The sequence below is a fragment of the Bradyrhizobium sp. genome, from assembly GCF_027451485.1.
Taxonomy (GTDB): Bacteria; Pseudomonadota; Alphaproteobacteria; order Rhizobiales; family Xanthobacteraceae; genus Bradyrhizobium.
On record NZ_DAIDJE010000078.1, the window covers coordinates 21,376 to 39,372 of the forward strand.

Genomic DNA, 17,997 nt, shown 5'->3' on the forward strand with positions numbered 1-17,997 from the left:
CGGTGCTTGGAGAGCCAAGGCCAATGCAATCCGCCGATTTTGCTGCGTCACGGCCGCAGCAGGGGCTGCAGCATTTTGCGAATCTGACGGGCAGCCGGATCAGGCAGCTCTAATTTCATTGCATTTGCAAAGGCTCGCGACCAAATAGGGCGTGCACCCACGCGAGCAGACCATCTTTGCGTTGTCGTCCGGCCGGCCTCCGGCTGCGATCGCGGTGGTGCGCGTGTCCGGGCCGCAAGCGAGAATGGCGGTCGAGACATTCGCGGGCAGGGTGCTTGAGCCACGCATCGCTACGCGCGTTCTGCTGCGCGATGGCGAGGGGCCCGCAATCGACGACGCGATCGTGCTGTGGTTCCCTGGGCCCGCGAGCGCGACCGGGGAGGACGTCGCCGAGTTTCAGGTTCATGGCGGACGCGCCGTGCTGGCCGCGCTTTTTGCGGCGCTCTCAAGGCTTGAAAACACGCGCGCCGCGGAGCCCGGCGAGTTCACGCGCCGTGCCTTCGAGAATGGCAAGATCGATCTCACGGAAGCCGAAGCGCTGGACGATTTGATTCATGCCGATACCGACCGGCAGCGGCGCCAGGCTTTGCGCCAGCTTCAGGGTTTGCTCGGCGACCGGGCGCGTGATTGGCGCGCGCGGGTCATCCAAGCATTGGCCCTGATTGAGGCCGGCATCGATTTCTCCGACGAAGGTGATGTGCCGGCCGAATTGATCGCGCCGGCGTTGGCGACGGTTGAGTCCTTGGTTGCGGAGATCGCGGACGCGCTTGCCGGGCAGGGGCGCAGTGAGCGCCTGCGCGACGGCGTGATCGTTGCGATTGCAGGACCACCGAATGTCGGCAAATCGACATTGATCAATGTGTTGGCGCGGCGCGAGGTGGCGATCGTCTCGCCATACGCCGGCACCACCCGTGACCTCATCGAAGTTCAACTCGATCTCGACGGTTATCCGGTGACGGTGATCGACACTGCCGGCATTCGCGATACCGACGATCCCATTGAACAAGAGGGGGTGCGCCGCGCGCGATCACGGGCCGCGGAAGCTGATCTCGTCTTGTGGATGACGGATGCCGACCGCGGGCAAAGCGAAGAGAAACTGAAGACGATGGCGGCGACGTTGTGGACGATCCGCAACAAGATCGATCTCGGCTCGGTCAATGAACGGGCAGAGGCCGCGCGCGGAGATCGACCAGGGCAGGGGGCCGGGACAACGTTCAAAATTTCCGCGCGCGAAGGCATCGGGATTTCGACGTTGGTTGCGGCGCTCGCAGCGTTTGCCCGGGATTATTTCGGGTCCGGTGAAGATGGCCTGATCGGCCGCGAGCGGCAGCGGAACTTGTTGCGGGAAACGGTTGCCGCGTTGGAGCGATGCCTGAGGGTCGCCGGGGCGGGCGACGAGCTGGCAGCTGAGGAGCTGCGGATGGCGTCCCAATCGCTCGGCCGGCTACTTGGCCGGGTCGACGTCGAGGACGTCCTGGATAAGATCTTCCGAGAATTCTGCATCGGGAAATAGTGAACGAATATTCATTTATCTTTTGAAGGTCATCTCTGTTTCACGTGAAACAGGGCGCGCACCCCTTAGCCTTTGGTCCGCTTTGTCACTTCCGGGTTTGACATCGGCGGTATAGAAGACGCCGCATGACTTCCCGATCTGAATCCTTTGACGTCATCGTTATCGGTGGCGGCCATGCCGGCTGCGAGGCCGCCAGTGCTGCCGCGCGGATGGGTGCGCGAACAGCTCTGGTCACACACCGCTTTTCGACCATCGGTGCGATGTCCTGCAACCCGGCCATCGGTGGCCTCGGTAAGGGTCACCTCGTCCGCGAGGTCGACGCACTTGACGGCCTGATGGGCCGCGTGGCCGATGCGGGCGGAATCCAGTTTCGTGTCTTGAATCGTCGTAAGGGCCCCGCCGTCCGGGGACCCCGCGCACAAGCCGACCGCAAGCTTTATGCGGCCGCGATGCAGGCGGCAATCCGCGACACCGCTAAGCTGATGGTGATCGAAGGTGAGGCCAACGAGCTTCTTGTTTCGGCGGGCCGCCTCCGCGGTATCGAACTCGCCGATGGCCGCGAACTCACGGCGGCTGCTGTCGTCGTTACGACCGGGACTTTTCTGCGCGGTCTTATCCACCTTGGCGAGAAGAACTGGCCCGCTGGCCGAGTCGGCGAAGCGCCAGCGCTGGGGCTCTCGGCCTCATTTGAGCGGATCGGCTTCACCCTTGGGCGGCTGAAGACCGGGACGCCGCCGCGGCTCGACGGGACGACGATCGATTGGGCGGCGGTCGAGATGCAGCCGGGGGATGATCCGCCCGAGCCGTTTTCGGTCTTGACCGACCGGATCACGACCCCGCAGATCCAGTGCGGCATCACCCGGACCACGCCAACGACCCACGAGTTGATTCGGGCCAACGTGCAACGCTCTCCGATGTATTCGGGGCAGATCAAAAGCACCGGTCCTCGCTATTGTCCTTCGATTGAGGACAAGATCGTCCGCTTCGGCGATCGAGACGGCCACCAGATCTTCCTTGAACCCGAGGGTCTCGACGACTCCACGGTCTATCCCAACGGCATTTCGACCTCGCTGCCGGAGGACGTCCAGCTCGCCATTCTGGCCTCGATCCCGGGGCTGGAGCGCGTTCGGATGGTCCGCCCGGGCTATGCGATCGAATACGATCACGTTGATCCACGTGAACTGGAGCCGACGCTTCAGGCCAAGCGACTTGCGGGACTGTTTCTGGCCGGTCAGATAAACGGCACCACAGGCTACGAAGAGGCGGCGGCCCAGGGACTGGTTGCGGGGCTGAACGCCGCGCTCGCGGCCGGCGGTTCTCAGCCCATCGTGTTCGATCGCGCCGATGGCTATCTTGGCGTCATGATCGATGATCTGGTGACCCGCGGGATTACGGAGCCCTACCGGATGTTCACATCCCGTGCCGAGTATCGTTTGACCCTGCGGGCCGACAATGCCGACAGGCGGTTGACCGATAAAGGCATTGCGCTCGGATGCGTCGGATCGGCGAGGTCCGAACGGCACCGGACCAAGATGGCGGCGCTGAACGCCGCGAAGGCGAGGGCGCAATCACTCACCCTGACGCCGAACGAAGCCGCTCGATATGGGCTGTCACTCAATAAAGACGGTCAGCGCCGGTCGGCTTTCGAACTGCTCGCTTATCCAGAAGTCGGTTGGGCGCAGGTGCGCGCCATCTGGCCGGAGCTGGCGTCCGTTGATCCCACGATCTCAGACCATCTCGAGATCGACGCCAAGTACGACGTCTATCTCACGCGCCAAGCCGCGGATGTCGAGGCCTTTCGTCGTGACGAGGGTCTGCTCCTGAACGGCGTCGATTTCGATCAGGTGCCGGGTCTATCCAACGAGGCTCGTGCCAAGCTCAGGGCGTCGCAACCGCGCACCGTCGGGCAGGCGGGCCGGCTTGATGGCGTGACGCCCGCCGCGCTGGGAATCCTGACCGCCTATCTCCGGCGAGAGGCCCGGCAGAAAACGGCGAGAAACTCGGCCGCGAGCGCGTAAGTCGGGGTAGTGTTTCACGTGAAACAAGACGATTCGCCATGGGCAGCGCCAATACATATTCCAGCCGTTCAACTGAAAGCCCGCTCGAGCAGCGCCTTGCTGCCGACCGCGCACGAGCGTTGGTGCTGACGCCTGTTTCACGTGAAACAGAGGCGCGGTTGGACCGCTATATCAGCCTCCTCCAAACCTGGCAGGCGAAAACCAATCTCGTCTCGCCCACAACGCTAGGGACGCTGTGGAGCCGGCACGTGTCTGATTCGTTGCAGCTCCTAGCATTCGCTCCCGTCGCCAAGGTTTGGGTCGACTTTGGCAGCGGCGGCGGCTTTCCTGGCCTCGTGCTCGCCTGCGCCCTCGCCGACAAGCCCGGTGCAGTGGTTCACCTGATCGAGCGTAACGGCAAGAAAGCCAGCTTTTTGCGCGAAGCCGCGCGGGTGACTGGCGCAGCCGCGGTCATCCACCTTGGGGATGTCAAGGATACTGTGGATAGGCTCACCGGTCCGATCGATTGCGTCACCGCGCGCGCGGTTGCTCCGCTACATCAATTGCTGGGCCTTGCAGAACCCTTGATCAAAAAGGGTGCGAAAGCCCTGTTCTTGAAGGGCCAAGATATAGAAGCAGAATTGACCGAAGCCACCAAATATTGGAAAATTGAACCTCGTCTCCATTCCAGCCTAACCGGCGGACAAGGCTGGATCGTCGAACTCGATCGGATCGAGCGCCGCAACCTGTCCCACAGCGACGATGGCATCCCGCGATGAACGAAATAGATCAGGAATTTGAAGAAGATAGCTCGGAACTCCGACCTGGTCATCCGCGCATCCTGTCGCTGGCCAATCAGAAAGGCGGCGTCGGCAAGACCACCACCGCAATCAATCTGGGAACGGCGCTCGCAGCAATCGGCGAGCGGGTGCTGATCGTCGATCTCGATCCGCAGGGGAATGCTTCGACCGGGCTCGGAATCGACCGCCGCAATCGCAGTTGCTCGACCTATGACGTCCTGGTCGGTGAAGCCGCCTTGCGCGAATCGGTGGTGCCGACTGCGGTGCCGCGCCTGCACATCGCGCCGTCGACCATGGATCTGTCGGGCCTCGAGCTTGAGCTCGGCCATACCCAAGGCCGGGCGTTTCGGCTGCGCGATGCGATCTCAGCCCTCAATCACAACGTGTTACCGGACGCGGACTACACCTACGTACTGATCGACTGCCCACCATCGCTCAACCTTCTCACCGTCAACGCGATGGCCGCTTCGGATGCGATCCTGGTGCCGCTCCAGTGCGAGTTCTTCGCGCTCGAAGGTTTGTCGCAACTGCTGCAAACCGTCGAGCAGGTGCGTTCGACGCTCAATCCGAATCTTTCGATCCATGGCATCGTGCTGACGATGTTCGACTCGCGCAACAACCTGTCGAACCAGGTCGTTGCCGATGTCCGGCAGTTCATGGGCAGCAAGGTCTACAACACCATGATCCCGCGCAACGTGCGCATCTCCGAGGCGCCGTCCTACGGCAAGCCGGTGCTGGTTTACGACCTCAAATGCGTCGGCAGCGACGCATACCTGAAGCTCGCAACAGAGGTCATTCAGCGTGAGCGCGAGCTGCGCACGCATTGAGCCGGGCATCCCGTCGTTCCGGATGATGCGCGCCGACGATCAGTCCGAAGTACCGGGCTGATGAGCCGAGGGTGGGGTTGGAGTTTTCGGGTCGGCAGGTCCTGCGCCCGATGTGATGGCAATGGGAGTGGTTGAGTTGAATCCAAGGGAGCTGGCGATGGCGGACGAAGCTCGTTCGCGACTGGGGCGCGGTCTTGCAAGCCTGATCGGGGATGTGGGCGGAGAAGCCGGACATGTCGAGCGGCCTCGTGCGCAGCGCAAGGTGCCGATTGAATTCCTCAAACCCAATCCGCGCAATCCGCGCCGCGAATTTCCCGATGGCGAGCTGAAGGAACTTGCCGACTCGATCAAACAGCACGGCGTGATTCAGCCGATCGTGGTCCGGCCGGTGCGCGGCGCACAGGATCGCTTCGAGATCATCGCCGGCGAGCGCCGCTGGCGCGCCTCGCAGGCTGCAGGTCTGCATGAAGTTCCGATCGTGCCTGTCGACGTCAGCGATTCGGACGCGCTCGAGATCGCAATCGTCGAGAACGTGCAGCGCGAAGATCTGAATGCGATGGAGGAGGCGCAGGGCTATCATGCGCTCGCCAACGAATTCAAGCGCAGCCAGGAAGACATCGCGAAAATCGTCGGCAAGAGCCGCAGCCACATCGCCAACATGATGCGGCTGACAAAACTGCCGGCCGAGGTCCAGGCTTATATCGCGCTGGGTCAGCTCTCAGCCGGCCATGCCCGTGCGCTTATCGGCGTGCCGGATCCGATCGCCGCGGCCAAGCGCATCGTCGAAGAAGGCCTCAATGTGCGCCAAGCCGAGGCGCTGGCGCATACCGAAGGTGTGCCGGAGCGCAAGCCGCAAAAGGCGAGGGGCACCAAGACCAAGGACCCCAACACGGTCTCGTTGGAAAAAACCGTCAGTGACGCGCTTGGCCTGTCCGTCAGCATTGATCATCACGATGCCGGCGGCATCGTTCACATTCGCTACCGCGACCTCGACCAGCTCGACGAGGTCGTCAAGCGGTTGAGTTCGAAACCGTAAGCGGAATCACCCGCGTCGCCTTGCGTTGACCGCAATCGAAAGCAGCGCGCGCTGCGCGATCACGGCGGCCAGCGCCGCCTGCTTCCGCATTTCGAGTGCTGCGGCAGCCAGTTGATCGATGATGGCCGTCAGCCGCGGCACATCAAAATTGCGCAGCGCAGTCTCGACGTTGGCCTTCCGTGAAAAATGCAGCCGCGGGAATCCGCCGTCGAGCACAGACGAAACTGGCGCGCCTTCCGCGATCGCAATCGCCGACTTGTGCAGCCATGCCGCCTGGCGCTGGGCGGCGGAGATGATCACACCGGGATAGGTGCCGGCGACCATGGCCTTGGCGAATTCAGTCTCGACAGCGGCAGCATTTCCGGCAAAGGCGCCATCGACAATCGGGTCGATTTTCAGCTCGGAAGCATCGGCAACGACCGCCATCACGTCATCAAGTGTCACCTCACCCTTGCCATGCGCGTATAGCGCGAGCTTGCGCAGTTCGTTGCGCGAGGCCTGACGGTCGCCGCCGAGCAAACCCATCAGCATTGCACGGGCGTCGGAAGCGAGGCGCAGGTTCGAGAGTTTCAGCTCATCGTCGATCAATTTCGCCAGGTCGCGCTCGGTGTCGGCATAGCAGGCGATGGCGACCGCCGTTTTGGCGCGCTCGCAGGCTTTGCGTAGCGGCGATTCGGGACGCAATTCGCCGGCTTCGATCACGATGCGGCAATCTTTCAACGGCGTTTCCGCCAGCGCGTCGATGCCGCTGGCAAAACTCCGCGAGCCGGCCCTGACACGGATGGCGCGGCGTCCACCGAACAACGGAATCGTCAGGGCTTCATCGACCAGCCGCGACGGCTCGGCTGAAAGCTCGTCGCCGTCGAGTCTCACCAGCGAGAAGGGATCAGCGGGGTCGTCGACCGCCGATGCCAGCAAGCCCTCGGCGCGCTCGCGCACAAGACCGGCGTCTGGACCGTAGAGCAGGACGATGGGACGTGCCGGGTCCGGCCGGGCCAGGTAGGCATCGACTTCTTTTCCGCGGAGCGCGACCATGGTGAGACTAACAGCTGGGATATCAGAATAGGTGAACCCGGATTGAGGCGAGCCAAGACGGCTCTCGCCTCAAAAGCTACGATCTCTCAGGTGCCTGCGAAGAAAAAGGAGGCGAGTCTCGTCTTGATGCGTTCGGCGATTTCCTGAGAGGCGCGATCCTCGGCGTCGTGAAGGGCGCGGGCACGGGCAAACCGCTGATAACTGCCAGGGATGTCGTAGGAGACGCGCGAGAAGGTGGTTCCGGTCATCACCGATTTGTTGGTGGCGATGTCGATAAGGTTGAATTGGGCGTTGATGCCGTAAGTCTCACTGGTCGGCAGTCCCGTGTTCGGGTCGGTCATCAGCGTCGAGTCGGAGGTCTGGAGCCTGATGTCCAACCGATGGGTTGGGCTCGTTCCGGTGGCGTTGCCGTACAGCTTGAATGCCAGAGCATTGCGGACCTCGACCCCAAGTCGGGCTATCCGCGATGAATTAGGAACGTTCAGCGGCGGGAGATCGACCCCCATCAGCTTTTCGCGCAGAGCTGGCGTCCCATCCGCATGCTCGGCATACATCGGCTGAAAGCAGCCCGCCGTCAGCGCCGCCAATAAAGCCACGACGAGGAGCCGAGCGGCAATCCTAGCCAACGACATTCACGATCCTCATGGGAACGACGATCACTTTGCGCACGGGTTTGTCCCCTAAGGATTGTCTTACCGCATCAAGGGCTAAAACGGCAGCCTCAATTTCCGCGTTTTGGGCCGTGCGGGCCACGGTTACCTCGCCCCGCTTCTTGCCGTTGACCTGGACAACCAATGTTACTGTCTCTTCGACCAGCAAATCTCGTTCGATTTGGGGCCAATTTGCCTCTGAAACCAGACCCGGCTGGTCGAGTACGCGCCAACACGCCTCGGCCAGGTGAGGCATCATGGGTGCGAACAGCTGAACCAGGATGAGGGCGGCTTCCTTTACCGCCCAGCTCAGGTCAGGCGAGGGCTGTCCGGGGCGTGCCAGGATGTCGGCCAGCGCGTTGGAAAATTCGCGGATATGGGCAAGGCAGACATTGAAATGCAGCCGTTCGATGCCGGTCGAAACCTTGTCGAGGGCGCCATGCGCCGCCTTCCGCAGGGCAGTCGCGTCAGTCCCGAATGCCGCCGGCCTTGTCGCAGGCGCGGCCTTGGCGACCTCGGCGGATTCATGAACGAGGCGCCACAGCCGCTGCACGAAACGAGAGGCGCCCTGCACACGCTCGTCGCTCCAGATGACGTCGCGGTCGGGGGGCGAATCCGACAACATGAACCAGCGCGCTACGTCGGCGCCGTAGGTTGCGATGATGTCGTCCGGGTCGACCGTGTTCTTCTTCGACTTAGACATCTTCTCGATTGCGCCGATTGAAACCGCTTCGCCGGTCGACAGCAGCGTCGCACGTCGATCAGGGCCTGCGCTATCGACCTTCACTTCGGCCGGCGTGACATAGCTGCCGTCGGCCTTCTGATAAGTCTCGTGAACCACCATGCCCTGGGTGAACATGCCGGCGAACGGTTCAGCCATGTCGATGTGGCCCGTCGCCTTCATCGCGCGGGTGAAGAAGCGGCTATAGAGCAGGTGCAGGATCGCGTGCTCGACGCCGCCGATATATTGATCGACCGGCATCAGGCGGTTGGCGACCGCAGGCGTCGTCGGCGTCTTCTCGTTCCAGGGATCGGTGAAGCGCGCGAAGTACCAGGACGAATCGACAAAGGTGTCCATGGTATCGGTCTCGCGCTGGGCCTTGGCCCCGCATTGCGGGCAAGTAACGTGCTTCCAGGTCGGGTGATGATCGAGCGCGTTGCCGGGTTTGTCGAAAGTGACATCTTCAGGAAGCGCGACCGGCAAGTCCTTGTCGGGCACCGGAACGACGTCGCATTTCGGGCAGTGGATGACGGGAATCGGACAGCCCCAGTAGCGCTGTCGCGATATCCCCCAGTCGCGCAGGCGGAAATTGACCTGACGCTCGGCTACTGGCGAATTGTCGCGAAGCTCCGCCTCCAACCTCCTGGCCACTTCTTCCTTGGCCTGATCGATCGATAGCCCATCGAGGAAGCGCGAATTGATCATGCGGCCGTCGCCGTCGTAGGCGGTGTCCGTGATCACGAAGGTCTTCGGGTCCTGACCCTCGGGGCAAACCACCGGCGTGTTGCCGAGCTGGTACTTGTTGACGAAATCGAGGTCGCGCTGGTCGTGCGCGGGGCAGCCGAAGATGGCGCCGGTGCCGTATTCCATCAGCACGAAATTGGCGACGTAGACCGGCAGCCTCCAGTTCGGATCGAACGGATGAATCGCGCGAATGCCGGTGTCAAAGCCCTGTTTTTCGGCGGTATCGATGATTTCCTGCGCGGTGCCGGTGCGTTTGATCTCGGCGATGAACTCAGCGAGCTTGGGATTTCTCGCAGCAGCTGCCTGCGCCAGCGGATGGTCTGCCGAAATCGCCATGAATTTGGCGCCGAACAGGGTATCGGGACGCGTCGTGAAAATCTTCAGCTCGCTCTCGCCGGCGGGCGTCGTCGCCGCGTCAAGCGCGAAACGGATCAGGAGCCCCTCGCTGCGCCCGATCCAGTTGCGTTGCATCAGCCGCACCTTGTCGGGCCAGCGGTCGAGCGTGTCGAGCGCATCCAAAAGCTCCTGCGAGTACTTCGTGATCTTGAAGACCCACTGGTTCATCTCGCGCTGTTCAACGATCGCGCCCGAGCGCCAGCCGCGGCCGTCGATCACTTGCTCGTTGGCGAGCACCGTCATGTCCACCGGGTCCCAGTTGACCTTGCGCTTCTCGCGTTCGGCGAGGCCCGCACGCAGGAAGTCGTTGAACATCTTCTGCTGGTGTTTGTAGTAGCTGGGATCGCAGGTCGCGAACTCGCGGCTCCAGTCGAGCGACAGGCCGATTGAGCGCAGCTGCTTCTTCATGGCGGCGATATTGTCGTAGGTCCACGCCTTCGGCGCCACCTTGCGTTCGATCGCGGCATTTTCAGCTGGAAGCCCGAACGCGTCCCAACCCATCGGATGCAGCACGTTGAAGCCCTTGGCGCGCATGAACCGCGCCAGCACGTCGCCCAGCGTATAGTTCCTGACGTGCCCGATATGGATGCGCCCGGACGGGTAGGGGAACATCTCGAGCACATAGTATTTCGGCCGCGGATCGTCGTTCTTGGCAGCAAAAATCGCCTTTTCGTCCCATTGGCGCTGCCAATAGGGCTCGGATTCACGGGCGTTGTAGCGTTCGGAACTCATGAAATCGCGCGGCTTTTGCTGGATTCGGGCGGTTCTTGAAAGTCGCGCGACTAGGCCACAAAAGCGGCTTTCCGGTCAACGGGGCGCGGCGGGATCGATTACAATCAGGCTGTTCGATCGTGGCGTGGGCGGCTAGCCCGCCAGCGCAACTGCGCCGCGGTTCTCGCCAGCCCGTGCGAGCCCATGCTCGGCGACCCGGTTGCGCCCCTGGCGCTTGGCGACATAGAGGCTGGCGTCGGCGGCTTCCAGGAGGTCGTTCGGGTTGAGCGCCGGGTTTGGCCTGAGGCTGGCGACGCCGACGCTCACCGTGACGGCCTGATACGCCGAAGTTGCATGCAAAATGGCGAGGTCCTGCACCGTTGCCCGTACCATCTCGCCAATCTCGATCGCACGACTGCTATGGGTATCCGGCAACAGCAGGCAGAATTCCTCCCCGCCGTAGCGGGCGGCAAAGCCCGCGGCCTCGAGCGCGACCTGGCTCAGCGTCTCGCCGATCTTGGAGAGGCAGGCGTCGCCCTCGGGATGGCCATAGGTGTCGTTGAACAGTTTGAAGTGATCGACGTCGATCATCAGCAGCGAAAGTTCGCAGTGGCACTGCTGGGCCTTCGCCCATTCGAATTCGAGTCGGCTCTGGAACCCACGGCGATTGGCCAGGCCCGACAGCATGTCGATCGAGGCCATCACGGCGAGGTGGTCGTTGGAAGCGATCAGCTCGCGTTCCCGCTCGGAAAGCTGGCTTGCCATCCGGTCGAACGCGCGGGCGAGCGGCGCGAATTCGGCCGGCAAGCGGCTGTCGGAGGCGCGCACCGACCATTCGCCGTCTCCGACGCGCCGCGCGACTGCGACCAGCTTGTGGATCGGTTTGATGATGAGCGTTTCCGCCGCGATCAGCGCGCCCAACAGCACGATGAGGCAGACCAGTCCGAGCTGTATATAGGCGTTGCGAATCTCCTGGTTGATTCCGGCGGCCACCCTGGCTTCGTCGACAATGAGGATCAGGCGCGATGCCGTGCCGGGAATGCTCGAAAAGCTCAAGGTCAGCTTCGCACCATCCGGAGCGGGGAATGAAAACGTCCCGGACCGCTGCTCCGGATTGATCGCTCTCGCCGCCGCGGTGGCCAGCGCCGGCACGCTATTGAGGGGACGGCCGACCAGACGCGTAAGATCTGCCGGAGCGGCCATTACGGTGCCCGCGCTATCGAGCAGGAAGGCCATGATGCCGCGACGATCGCTGAGATCGTTGATGACCTTTGACATCCACTCGAGATTGATGCTGGCGACGATGAAGAGATCCGATTCCGGATTGATCGCCGAGACCGGGTAAGCGGCCACCACGACCGGCTCGTTGTCGTATTTGGAGAGCAGGAAATCGCTGAAAATGAGATCGTGCGCCTGCCGCGTCCGCTGGAAATAGTCGCGGTCGCTGAGATCGAGACCAATCAGGGTGTCGAGGGTTGCGCATTTGATGCGGCCGTCGCTGCTCACGATCGTCAGGTTGCGGATCCACGGCAGGCTGACCGGAAGACTGGCCGACAAGGTGTCACAGCCCGGGTCGGAGGCTTTTTTTAAAGCCTGGATATGGGCGGTCGACTTCAGCACGGTTTCGACCGACGAAATGGCTTCCCGTTCGGTGTCGGCGCTTTGCTGAGCGATGCGCGAAAATTCGGAATAGGCCTGCGCAATCTGCTTGTTGCGCGCCTCTTCGAGCGAGTGGGCACGTTCCAGCATTAATGGCGCAACCAGGATCAGCGCCAAAAGAGCGAGCCGGGCGCGGATGCCGAACAGCTTGCGAAGCTCGATGGTTTTGCGCTTGAAGCCAAAGCTTGACATGCTGGTTCCCAACCCCGAGCCGCACCATACAGGAGAGGGTTCAAGAAGCCCTGCTCGGATTATATAAAAATCGAACGAACTCCAACTTCCCTTGCAGGCAACATCCATGGTCTCCGAGAATGCCTCATCGCTAACCGGACATTTACCAAACGGCCTTGCCGTGGTCGAAGAAGCCGTCGCGCGGGCATGCATGGAGGCGCGGCGGGATCGTGCCTCGGTGACATTGATTGCGGTGTCCAAGACATTCGGCGCCGAGGCGATCGAGCCGGTGATCGCCTCAGGCCAGCGCGTGTTCGGCGAAAACCGCGTTCAGGAAGCCAAAGCGAAATGGCCGGCCTTAATGTCGGTCCACCCCGGCATCTCCCTGCATCTGATCGGTCCCTTGCAATCCAACAAGACGAAGGAAGCGGTGGCGCTATTCGACGCCATTCACTCCGTCGATCGTCCAAGCCTGTGCGAGGCGCTTGCGAAGGAATTCCGCAGCCAGGCGCGCCGGCCGCAATTGTTTGTTCAGCTCAACACCGGAGAGGAGCCGCAAAAGGCCGGGGTCGCGCCCAGTGAGGCGGACAGCTTCATCGCAAGCTGCCGCGACGAATATGGCCTGCCGATCTCGGGCTTGATGTGCATTCCGCCGGTCAACAAGGCGCCAGCGCCGCACTTTGCGCTGACCGCCAAGATCGCGGCGCGCAACGGCTTAAAGAATCTGTCGATGGGGATGAGCGCGGATTTTGCCGTTGCGATCCAGATGGGCGCGACCCACATCCGCGTGGGTTCAGCCATTTTCGGCCACCGCGGATAGAGCCGACCATTTGAAGTTCTTGCGGCGCCAGCAGCAAACTCGGTCGAGGAACTTCAAATGGATAAGCGCACCAGAAATGTGGAGTTGCTGGCGGAGTTTGCTGGTGCCCGGGACTTCCGGAGTTCGCGATAGCTGCGCCGAGATGGCGGGTGAATTCCGGAAAGTGACCGCTAAACAAATGCCACCGACACCTTGCCGAGCAGGCCGAAGTCGGCGGCGAACACGTCGCCGGCCTGGATCGGCAACGGCGTGCAGCAGGTGCCGGTCGTGACCAACTCCCCTTCCCGCAAGGTGATGCCGAGACCGCGCAATTCGTTGACGCACCAGGCAAGTGCCAGGCGGGGATCGCCGAGGACATTCTTGCCGTGGCCGATATGTTTCGCGCCGCGCAGCGTCACGATCGGCCGCTCTTCGATGAGATCGCGGGCGCGCCAGTCGGCTGTTGTCGCATCGCCCAGCACAAAAAGATGGGCGCAGGCATTGTCGGCAATCAGTTGGGCTTCGCCGGCGCTGACAAAGTCGGCAAAGCGCGAATCCGGGATTTCGATCGCCGGATGCAGCGCGCCAACGGCGCCGAGCACTTCCTGCACCGAGTACGGATTGAGCCGTGGCGGCAGGTCCCGCGAAAAGCGGAACGCGAATTCGGCTTCGCCCACTCGCATCTCGTTTCCCGACATCGACGCCGTGCCGCCGTCGGCAATGACCTTGTCGGTGAAGATGCGTCCCGCCAGCGGCCCGCTGACATTGATGTGTTTCTGTCCGGCCTCGCTGGTCGCCGCAATCTTCCAACCGAACAGCCTGCCGCTCGAATGCTTGGCGAGCTCGGCCTGAACGGCGTAGCCCTCGGCGCGGTTCTGGGGGCGGATCGAAGCGTCGAGACGCTCCAGCTTGGTGCCGTCGCGCCAGTGATCGCTCAGCGTCTTTGCCGCAGCTGCTATCTTGTCGTGGTCGAGCATGCGTCCCTCCGACCTACTTAATGATGATCCTCGTATCCGGGCCAATCTGCCGCAAGAGGTGCAGCATGGCCGATTTTGTCATGGAAATGCAGCCTGCCGTCGGCGAAAAGTCGGGTCGCGCCAGATGGAGAAACACCGCGCTGCCACGGCCGGCAGTTCTCGGCCGTGCGTTGTGATCGATCTCGACGATGAAATCGTAGAGGTGGTCATCGCGCGTGAGCCGGTCGCCGTCGCCGCCAGGTGCGATTTTCAGCGGCCGATTGTAGTGGCGGCTTGCGGGATCCTCGCACCAGGCGTCGCTGGGGCGGATAGCTCGAACGGGTAGATGGGTTGATGGCCTCCGGTGGCGGTCGGCACGCCACCACAGCCGCCGCGGCCGGAATGTCCCCTTTGGGGTTCCGCCGTCGCCCTCGCGCTTGTTGGCCATGATTCCACCGCGCCCCAAGGCTACGGGACTAACCTGCCGCCCGGCGATGAGCCAGCCGCGGCACGGGTTCCCGGCTGCTGCATGGATACGGATCGTTCCGAGCGGCCGGTCCGGCGCCATTTTCGAGTAAGTCTCTGCAAGTATAGGGATATCCATGAGCGTGGATGGTCGTTTGATCGGCTGTCCTGCGGCTATTCGATGCCGCTGCATTACAGGACATTCATCTTGTGGGCCCGAATCCTGGGTTAGATTGGGCTTTGGCTTGTGAATTCGTAACAGCCACATAGTTCATGACGAAAGTCCTGAAGACCCCCTTTTTGATCCCTAGACGCGGCGTGACCCTTCCGTCAGGCCGCCGCCCTGCCCCCAAAGGATTCTACCCATGGCCAATGCCCGCAAGATCCTGATCGTAGATGACGACACCGATCTGCGCGATACGCTGGTGGAGCAACTTTCTCTGCACGACGAATTCGAGGCTTCCGCCGTCGACACCGGTGCCAAAGGCGCAACCGCAGCCAAGACCGATGCCCCCGATCTGGTGCTGATGGACGTTGGACTGCCCGATACCGATGGCCGTGAGGTCGTGCGCTCCCTGCGCAAGGGCGGGTTCAAGGCGCCGATCATCATGCTGACGGGCCATGATACCGACTCGGATACAATTCTGGGGCTTGAGTCCGGTGCCAACGACTATGTCGCCAAGCCTTTCCGTTTCGCGGTGCTGTTGGCGCGGATCAGAGCGCAGCTCCGCCAGCACGAGGCCAGCGAAGACGCCGTGTTTTCGGTCGGTCCCTATAGCTTCCGGCCCGGCTCCAAGATGCTGACAGGCGCCAACGCCAAGAAAGTGCGGCTGACGGAAAAGGAGACAGCAATTCTCCGCTTTCTCTATCGTGCCGGCCAGGCTCCAGTCTCACGCGAAACCCTGTTGCAGGAAGTCTGGGGTTACAACTCCGGTGTCACCACGCATACCCTGGAGACGCACATCTATCGCCTGCGCCAGAAGATCGAAAAAGACGCCGCCAATCCCGAGATCCTGGTGACCGAGGCCGGTGGCTACAAGCTGGTCCCGTGATCCGGTCCAGCTTCCTGCTGTGGCGGTTCAAAAGTCCGCATTATTGATGCCGCGAACTCGCCATGCGACATATGACGCGACACTGGATATTTAGGTTTGCTAGTGTCCTATCACTCCGAAGTTCGTAAAGTGGGCGCTGCGCTCGATACGGACTTCGAAATCGAGACATTAGATTCTTCGCAACTGGCCTTTCATGTCGATCGAGGATGATGTTGCCCTGTTGGAGCGGGTCCCGACCCTTCGTGTGTTGGGGACAACCGCCTTGCGTATGCTCGCTATCGGCTCCGAACAGCGTGGGTTTGCGCGCGATTCCGTGCTCTTTCGCGCCGGCGATGAAGCGGATGCCGGTTTTGTCGTTCAGCGCGGCGCCTTCCGCGTCGAGGAAGGTGCTGCCTCGGTGGTGGCAGGTCCTGGCGCCCTGATTGGCGAGCTCGCGCTGATCAATGCGATGCGGCGGCCCTCGACGGCGATCGCGCTGGAAGATTCCTCGGTCATTCGGGTCGCCCGCAGCTTGTTTCAGCGTGTGCTGGAAAGCGATCCTGAGGCAGCGCGCCGACTGCGCGACGAATTTGCCCGCCGTACAAGCCAGATCGCAAGCGACATTCTGGTCGCGGGCGCCAAGCTCAGCACATAAACGCGTCAAACATCGAGCGTAACCGTTACAGGGACGTGATCGGACGGCCGCTCCCAGCCGCGTGCGTCCCGCCCAATGCGGAAGTCACTGACGCGATCTTTCAGCGCGGGTGAGACCCAGATGTGGTCGAGCCTGCGGCCGCGATCGCCAACCGTCCAGTCCGCGGCGCGGTAGCTCCACCATGTGTAGACCTTCTCGGAAAACGGTATGCGCTCGCGGGCAACGTCGACCCACTCACCCTGCTTTTGAGCGGCCAAAAGCTTCTCGCATTCGATCGGCGTATGCGAGACGACTTTCAAAAGCTGTTTATGTGACCAGACATCGTTCTCGTGCGGCGCGACGTTGAGGTCGCCTACGAGGATATGGTGATCGTCGCCGCGCGGATGCAGCGGCTCGCAGGATTTCATTTCATCAAGGAAGCGAAGCTTGTGGTCGAACTTCGGATTGACCGCAGGGTCCGGAATGTCACCGCCGGCGGGCACGTAGAAGTTATGCAGCACCAGCGGTTTGGAGAACTGCGCGCGTTCGCCGAACTCGACCGAGATATGACGGGAATCGACCTTGTCGCAGAAGGTGCGGATGTCCGTTTTCTCGAACGGCAGGCGCGAGATGACGGCGACGCCATGATAGCCCTTCTGCCCATTCAGGGCGATGTGCTCGTAGCCGAGGCGCCTGAACCGCTTGAGCGGAAAGGCGTCGTCGATGCACTTGGTTTCCTGAAGGCACAGCACATCGGGCCGCACCGACTTGATGAATTTGGCGACGAGGTCGATGCGCAGCCGCACCGAATTGATATTCCAGGTTGTCAGAGAAAGATGCATGTGAGCCGGGAGATAGATGCGTTGAGAGAAGACGCATGTCTGTCCCCTGCAATCAAGGATCAATTTCAGTTTCCGGCCTGGATTGGCGGATTGCTCAACACAATCCGGTCTCCCTCACTGAGCCCGCGGCTGGTTGGTGGTGAATGTCAAAGGCACCCCACGAGGGAGTTAGCCCGGTGGAAAGGTCTTTTCCGCGGTGTCGATTTTGAACATGCCGGGATCGACTTTCTTCGACGTATCCAGGTTATAGACGGCAACCGTGGTGTCGTAGCCTTGCGGGTCGGTCACAGTCCACTGCTTGAGTTGGCCGTCCTTGGCGCCGACCATCAGCATCAAGCGGCTGGTACCTGTAAGCAATTGGTGTTCTTCGATCGTGACGCTGACGTACATGTCGTCAGCAGTCACGCTGACGACGTTGGTATCTTTCATCAGGTCAATACGGTCCGACAGCAGATAACGCAGCGGCGTTTGCGACAGCGGATAGAGATCCTGGGTGTCGAGATTGCGGTCGCGTACTGCCACCATCGATCCATCCGCCACGATCGCGGTCGGGTTCGGCGGGTCATATTCGAAGCGCACCTTGCCGGGCTTCTGGATGAAGAACTGACCCTTGCTCTTGGAGCCGTCGGGTCCGACCTGGACGAAGTTTCCGACCAGCGTCTGCAGCGATGACAGATAGTTGCTGATCTTGGCCGCTTGCGCCTTTTGCTTGTCGTCGAAGGTCGCAAAAATACTCAACGGCAAATTGCGATGCGGATCGGGAATAAAGGGAGTGGGCGGCTGCTGCATTGCGCCCGTCGTCATAGGCCCCTTCTGCGTATCCGATGCACCGTCGCGATTTTTTGGCGCGGCCTTGGGCATTGGAATGCTCTGCGGCGGAATTGGCGCCTGGGCAATTGCCGAGGTCGAGACGATGTCGACAAACAGGGGAGCCGTCAGAAACGCCAAAGCGACTGCGAGCGCCATGCGCCTGAGGTAAAGCGGCAATCGCCTGGCCATCCGAATTTTCT

The 17,997-nt window shown here is 61.8% G+C and carries 16 protein-coding genes; 8 read left to right on the forward strand and 8 right to left on the reverse strand.

Annotation, left to right across the window (positions count from 1 at the left end):
• Positions 1-151: 151 nt before the first annotated feature.
• The 5 genes from mnmE to NEZ08_RS10700 all read left to right on the forward strand — a co-directional run bounded on the left by mnmE (position 152) and on the right by NEZ08_RS10700 (position 6,173).
• Entirely contained in the window at positions 152-1,513 is a 1,362-nt protein-coding gene (mnmE, locus tag NEZ08_RS10680; protein WP_298106637.1) for a tRNA uridine-5-carboxymethylaminomethyl(34) synthesis GTPase MnmE, read from the forward strand.
• 125 nt (positions 1,514-1,638) lie between these two features.
• Positions 1,639-3,531, forward strand: coding sequence for a tRNA uridine-5-carboxymethylaminomethyl(34) synthesis enzyme MnmG (gene mnmG, locus NEZ08_RS10685; RefSeq protein ID WP_298106639.1), 1,893 nt, complete (start codon positions 1,639-1,641; stop codon positions 3,529-3,531).
• Between the two features lie 38 nt (positions 3,532-3,569).
• Positions 3,570-4,289 (forward strand): 16S rRNA (guanine(527)-N(7))-methyltransferase RsmG, encoded by a 720-nt coding sequence (rsmG, locus tag NEZ08_RS10690; protein ID WP_298106641.1) that lies wholly within the window; start codon positions 3,570-3,572, stop codon positions 4,287-4,289.
• Positions 4,286-5,137, forward strand: a complete 852-nt coding sequence (locus NEZ08_RS10695; RefSeq protein ID WP_298106643.1) for a ParA family protein — start codon at positions 4,286-4,288, stop codon at positions 5,135-5,137. Before rsmG ends, NEZ08_RS10695 begins: the two co-directional genes overlap by 4 nt.
• A gap of 157 nt (positions 5,138-5,294) precedes the next feature.
• Positions 5,295-6,173 carry a ParB/RepB/Spo0J family partition protein gene (locus NEZ08_RS10700; RefSeq protein ID WP_298106644.1) on the forward strand — a complete coding sequence of 293 codons (879 nt, stop codon included), beginning with the start codon at positions 5,295-5,297 and terminating at the stop codon, positions 6,171-6,173.
• A gap of 6 nt (positions 6,174-6,179) precedes the next feature.
• On the opposite strand, the gene holA is transcribed toward NEZ08_RS10700, so the two are convergent.
• The 4 genes from holA to NEZ08_RS10720 all read right to left on the reverse strand — a co-directional run bounded on the left by holA (position 6,180) and on the right by NEZ08_RS10720 (position 12,281).
• The gene (gene holA / locus NEZ08_RS10705) at positions 6,180-7,208 is read right to left on the reverse strand and encodes a DNA polymerase III subunit delta (RefSeq protein WP_298106646.1); all 1,029 of its coding nucleotides are present in this window, start codon (positions 7,206-7,208) and stop codon (positions 6,180-6,182) included.
• Positions 7,209-7,294: 86 nt separating this feature from the next.
• Positions 7,295-7,840: an LPS assembly lipoprotein LptE gene (lptE, locus tag NEZ08_RS10710; RefSeq protein WP_298106648.1), complete on the reverse strand. Its 546-nt coding sequence runs from the start codon at positions 7,838-7,840 to the stop codon at positions 7,295-7,297.
• Positions 7,827-10,451 (reverse strand): leucine--tRNA ligase, encoded by a 2,625-nt coding sequence (gene leuS / locus NEZ08_RS10715; protein WP_298106650.1) that lies wholly within the window; start codon positions 10,449-10,451, stop codon positions 7,827-7,829. The genes lptE and leuS overlap by 14 nt, the downstream gene beginning before the upstream one ends.
• Positions 10,452-10,583: 132 nt before the next feature.
• The gene (locus tag NEZ08_RS10720) at positions 10,584-12,281 is read right to left on the reverse strand and encodes a diguanylate cyclase (RefSeq protein ID WP_298106652.1); all 1,698 of its coding nucleotides are present in this window, start codon (positions 12,279-12,281) and stop codon (positions 10,584-10,586) included.
• A 106-nt stretch (positions 12,282-12,387) separates the two neighbouring features.
• Here NEZ08_RS10720 and NEZ08_RS10725 point away from each other — a divergent pair, with 106 nt between their 5' ends.
• Complete coding sequence (locus NEZ08_RS10725) at positions 12,388-13,080, forward strand: YggS family pyridoxal phosphate-dependent enzyme (RefSeq protein WP_298106654.1); 693 nt, start codon at positions 12,388-12,390, stop codon at positions 13,078-13,080.
• Between the two features lie 170 nt (positions 13,081-13,250).
• Here the strand turns inward: NEZ08_RS10725 and NEZ08_RS10730 are convergent, their stop codons facing one another.
• Positions 13,251-14,036 carry a hydratase gene (locus tag NEZ08_RS10730; protein WP_298106656.1) on the reverse strand — a complete coding sequence of 262 codons (786 nt, stop codon included), beginning with the start codon at positions 14,034-14,036 and terminating at the stop codon, positions 13,251-13,253.
• Positions 14,037-14,049: 13 nt separating this feature from the next.
• On the reverse strand, positions 14,050-14,619 hold the full coding sequence (locus NEZ08_RS10735; protein ID WP_298106658.1) for a L,D-transpeptidase family protein: 570 nt from the start codon (positions 14,617-14,619) through the stop codon (positions 14,050-14,052).
• A 226-nt stretch (positions 14,620-14,845) separates the two neighbouring features.
• Here NEZ08_RS10735 and NEZ08_RS10740 point away from each other — a divergent pair, with 226 nt between their 5' ends.
• Both NEZ08_RS10740 and NEZ08_RS10745 read left to right on the forward strand, forming a co-directional pair.
• A complete protein-coding gene (locus NEZ08_RS10740; protein WP_298106660.1) occupies positions 14,846-15,532 on the forward strand; it encodes a response regulator transcription factor in 687 nt (228 codons plus the stop codon).
• Positions 15,533-15,725: 193 nt separating this feature from the next.
• Positions 15,726-16,166: a cyclic nucleotide-binding domain-containing protein gene (locus tag NEZ08_RS10745; RefSeq protein WP_298106662.1), complete on the forward strand. Its 441-nt coding sequence runs from the start codon at positions 15,726-15,728 to the stop codon at positions 16,164-16,166.
• Between the two features lie 5 nt (positions 16,167-16,171).
• Here NEZ08_RS10745 and NEZ08_RS10750 read toward each other — a convergent pair whose 3' ends face one another.
• A complete protein-coding gene (locus tag NEZ08_RS10750) occupies positions 16,172-16,987 on the reverse strand; it encodes an exodeoxyribonuclease III (RefSeq protein ID WP_298106663.1) in 816 nt (271 codons plus the stop codon).
• Between the two features lie 168 nt (positions 16,988-17,155).
• Positions 17,156-17,914: an outer membrane lipoprotein carrier protein LolA gene (locus NEZ08_RS10755; RefSeq protein ID WP_298106731.1), complete on the reverse strand. Its 759-nt coding sequence runs from the start codon at positions 17,912-17,914 to the stop codon at positions 17,156-17,158.
• Positions 17,915-17,997 lie beyond the last annotated feature (83 nt).

Coding starts and splice junctions, on each gene's coding strand:
- mnmG (WP_298106639.1), top strand. CDS start 1,639: ATGACTTCCCGATCTGAATCCTTTGACGTCATCGTTATCGGTGGCGGC.
- rsmG (WP_298106641.1), top strand. CDS start 3,570: ATGGGCAGCGCCAATACATATTCCAGCCGTTCAACTGAAAGCCCGCTC.
- NEZ08_RS10695 (WP_298106643.1), top strand. CDS start 4,286: ATGAACGAAATAGATCAGGAATTTGAAGAAGATAGCTCGGAACTCCGA.
- NEZ08_RS10700 (WP_298106644.1), top strand. CDS start 5,295: ATGGCGGACGAAGCTCGTTCGCGACTGGGGCGCGGTCTTGCAAGCCTG.
- holA (WP_298106646.1), bottom strand. CDS start 7,208: ATGGTCGCGCTCCGCGGAAAAGAAGTCGATGCCTACCTGGCCCGGCCG.
- lptE (WP_298106648.1), bottom strand. CDS start 7,840: ATGTCGTTGGCTAGGATTGCCGCTCGGCTCCTCGTCGTGGCTTTATTG.
- leuS (WP_298106650.1), bottom strand. CDS start 10,451: ATGAGTTCCGAACGCTACAACGCCCGTGAATCCGAGCCCTATTGGCAG.
- NEZ08_RS10720 (WP_298106652.1), bottom strand. CDS start 12,281: ATGTCAAGCTTTGGCTTCAAGCGCAAAACCATCGAGCTTCGCAAGCTG.
- NEZ08_RS10725 (WP_298106654.1), top strand. CDS start 12,388: ATGGTCTCCGAGAATGCCTCATCGCTAACCGGACATTTACCAAACGGC.
- NEZ08_RS10730 (WP_298106656.1), bottom strand. CDS start 14,036: ATGCTCGACCACGACAAGATAGCAGCTGCGGCAAAGACGCTGAGCGAT.
- NEZ08_RS10735 (WP_298106658.1), bottom strand. CDS start 14,619: ATGGATATCCCTATACTTGCAGAGACTTACTCGAAAATGGCGCCGGAC.
- NEZ08_RS10740 (WP_298106660.1), top strand. CDS start 14,846: ATGGCCAATGCCCGCAAGATCCTGATCGTAGATGACGACACCGATCTG.
- NEZ08_RS10745 (WP_298106662.1), top strand. CDS start 15,726: ATGTCGATCGAGGATGATGTTGCCCTGTTGGAGCGGGTCCCGACCCTT.
- NEZ08_RS10750 (WP_298106663.1), bottom strand. CDS start 16,987: ATGCATCTTTCTCTGACAACCTGGAATATCAATTCGGTGCGGCTGCGC.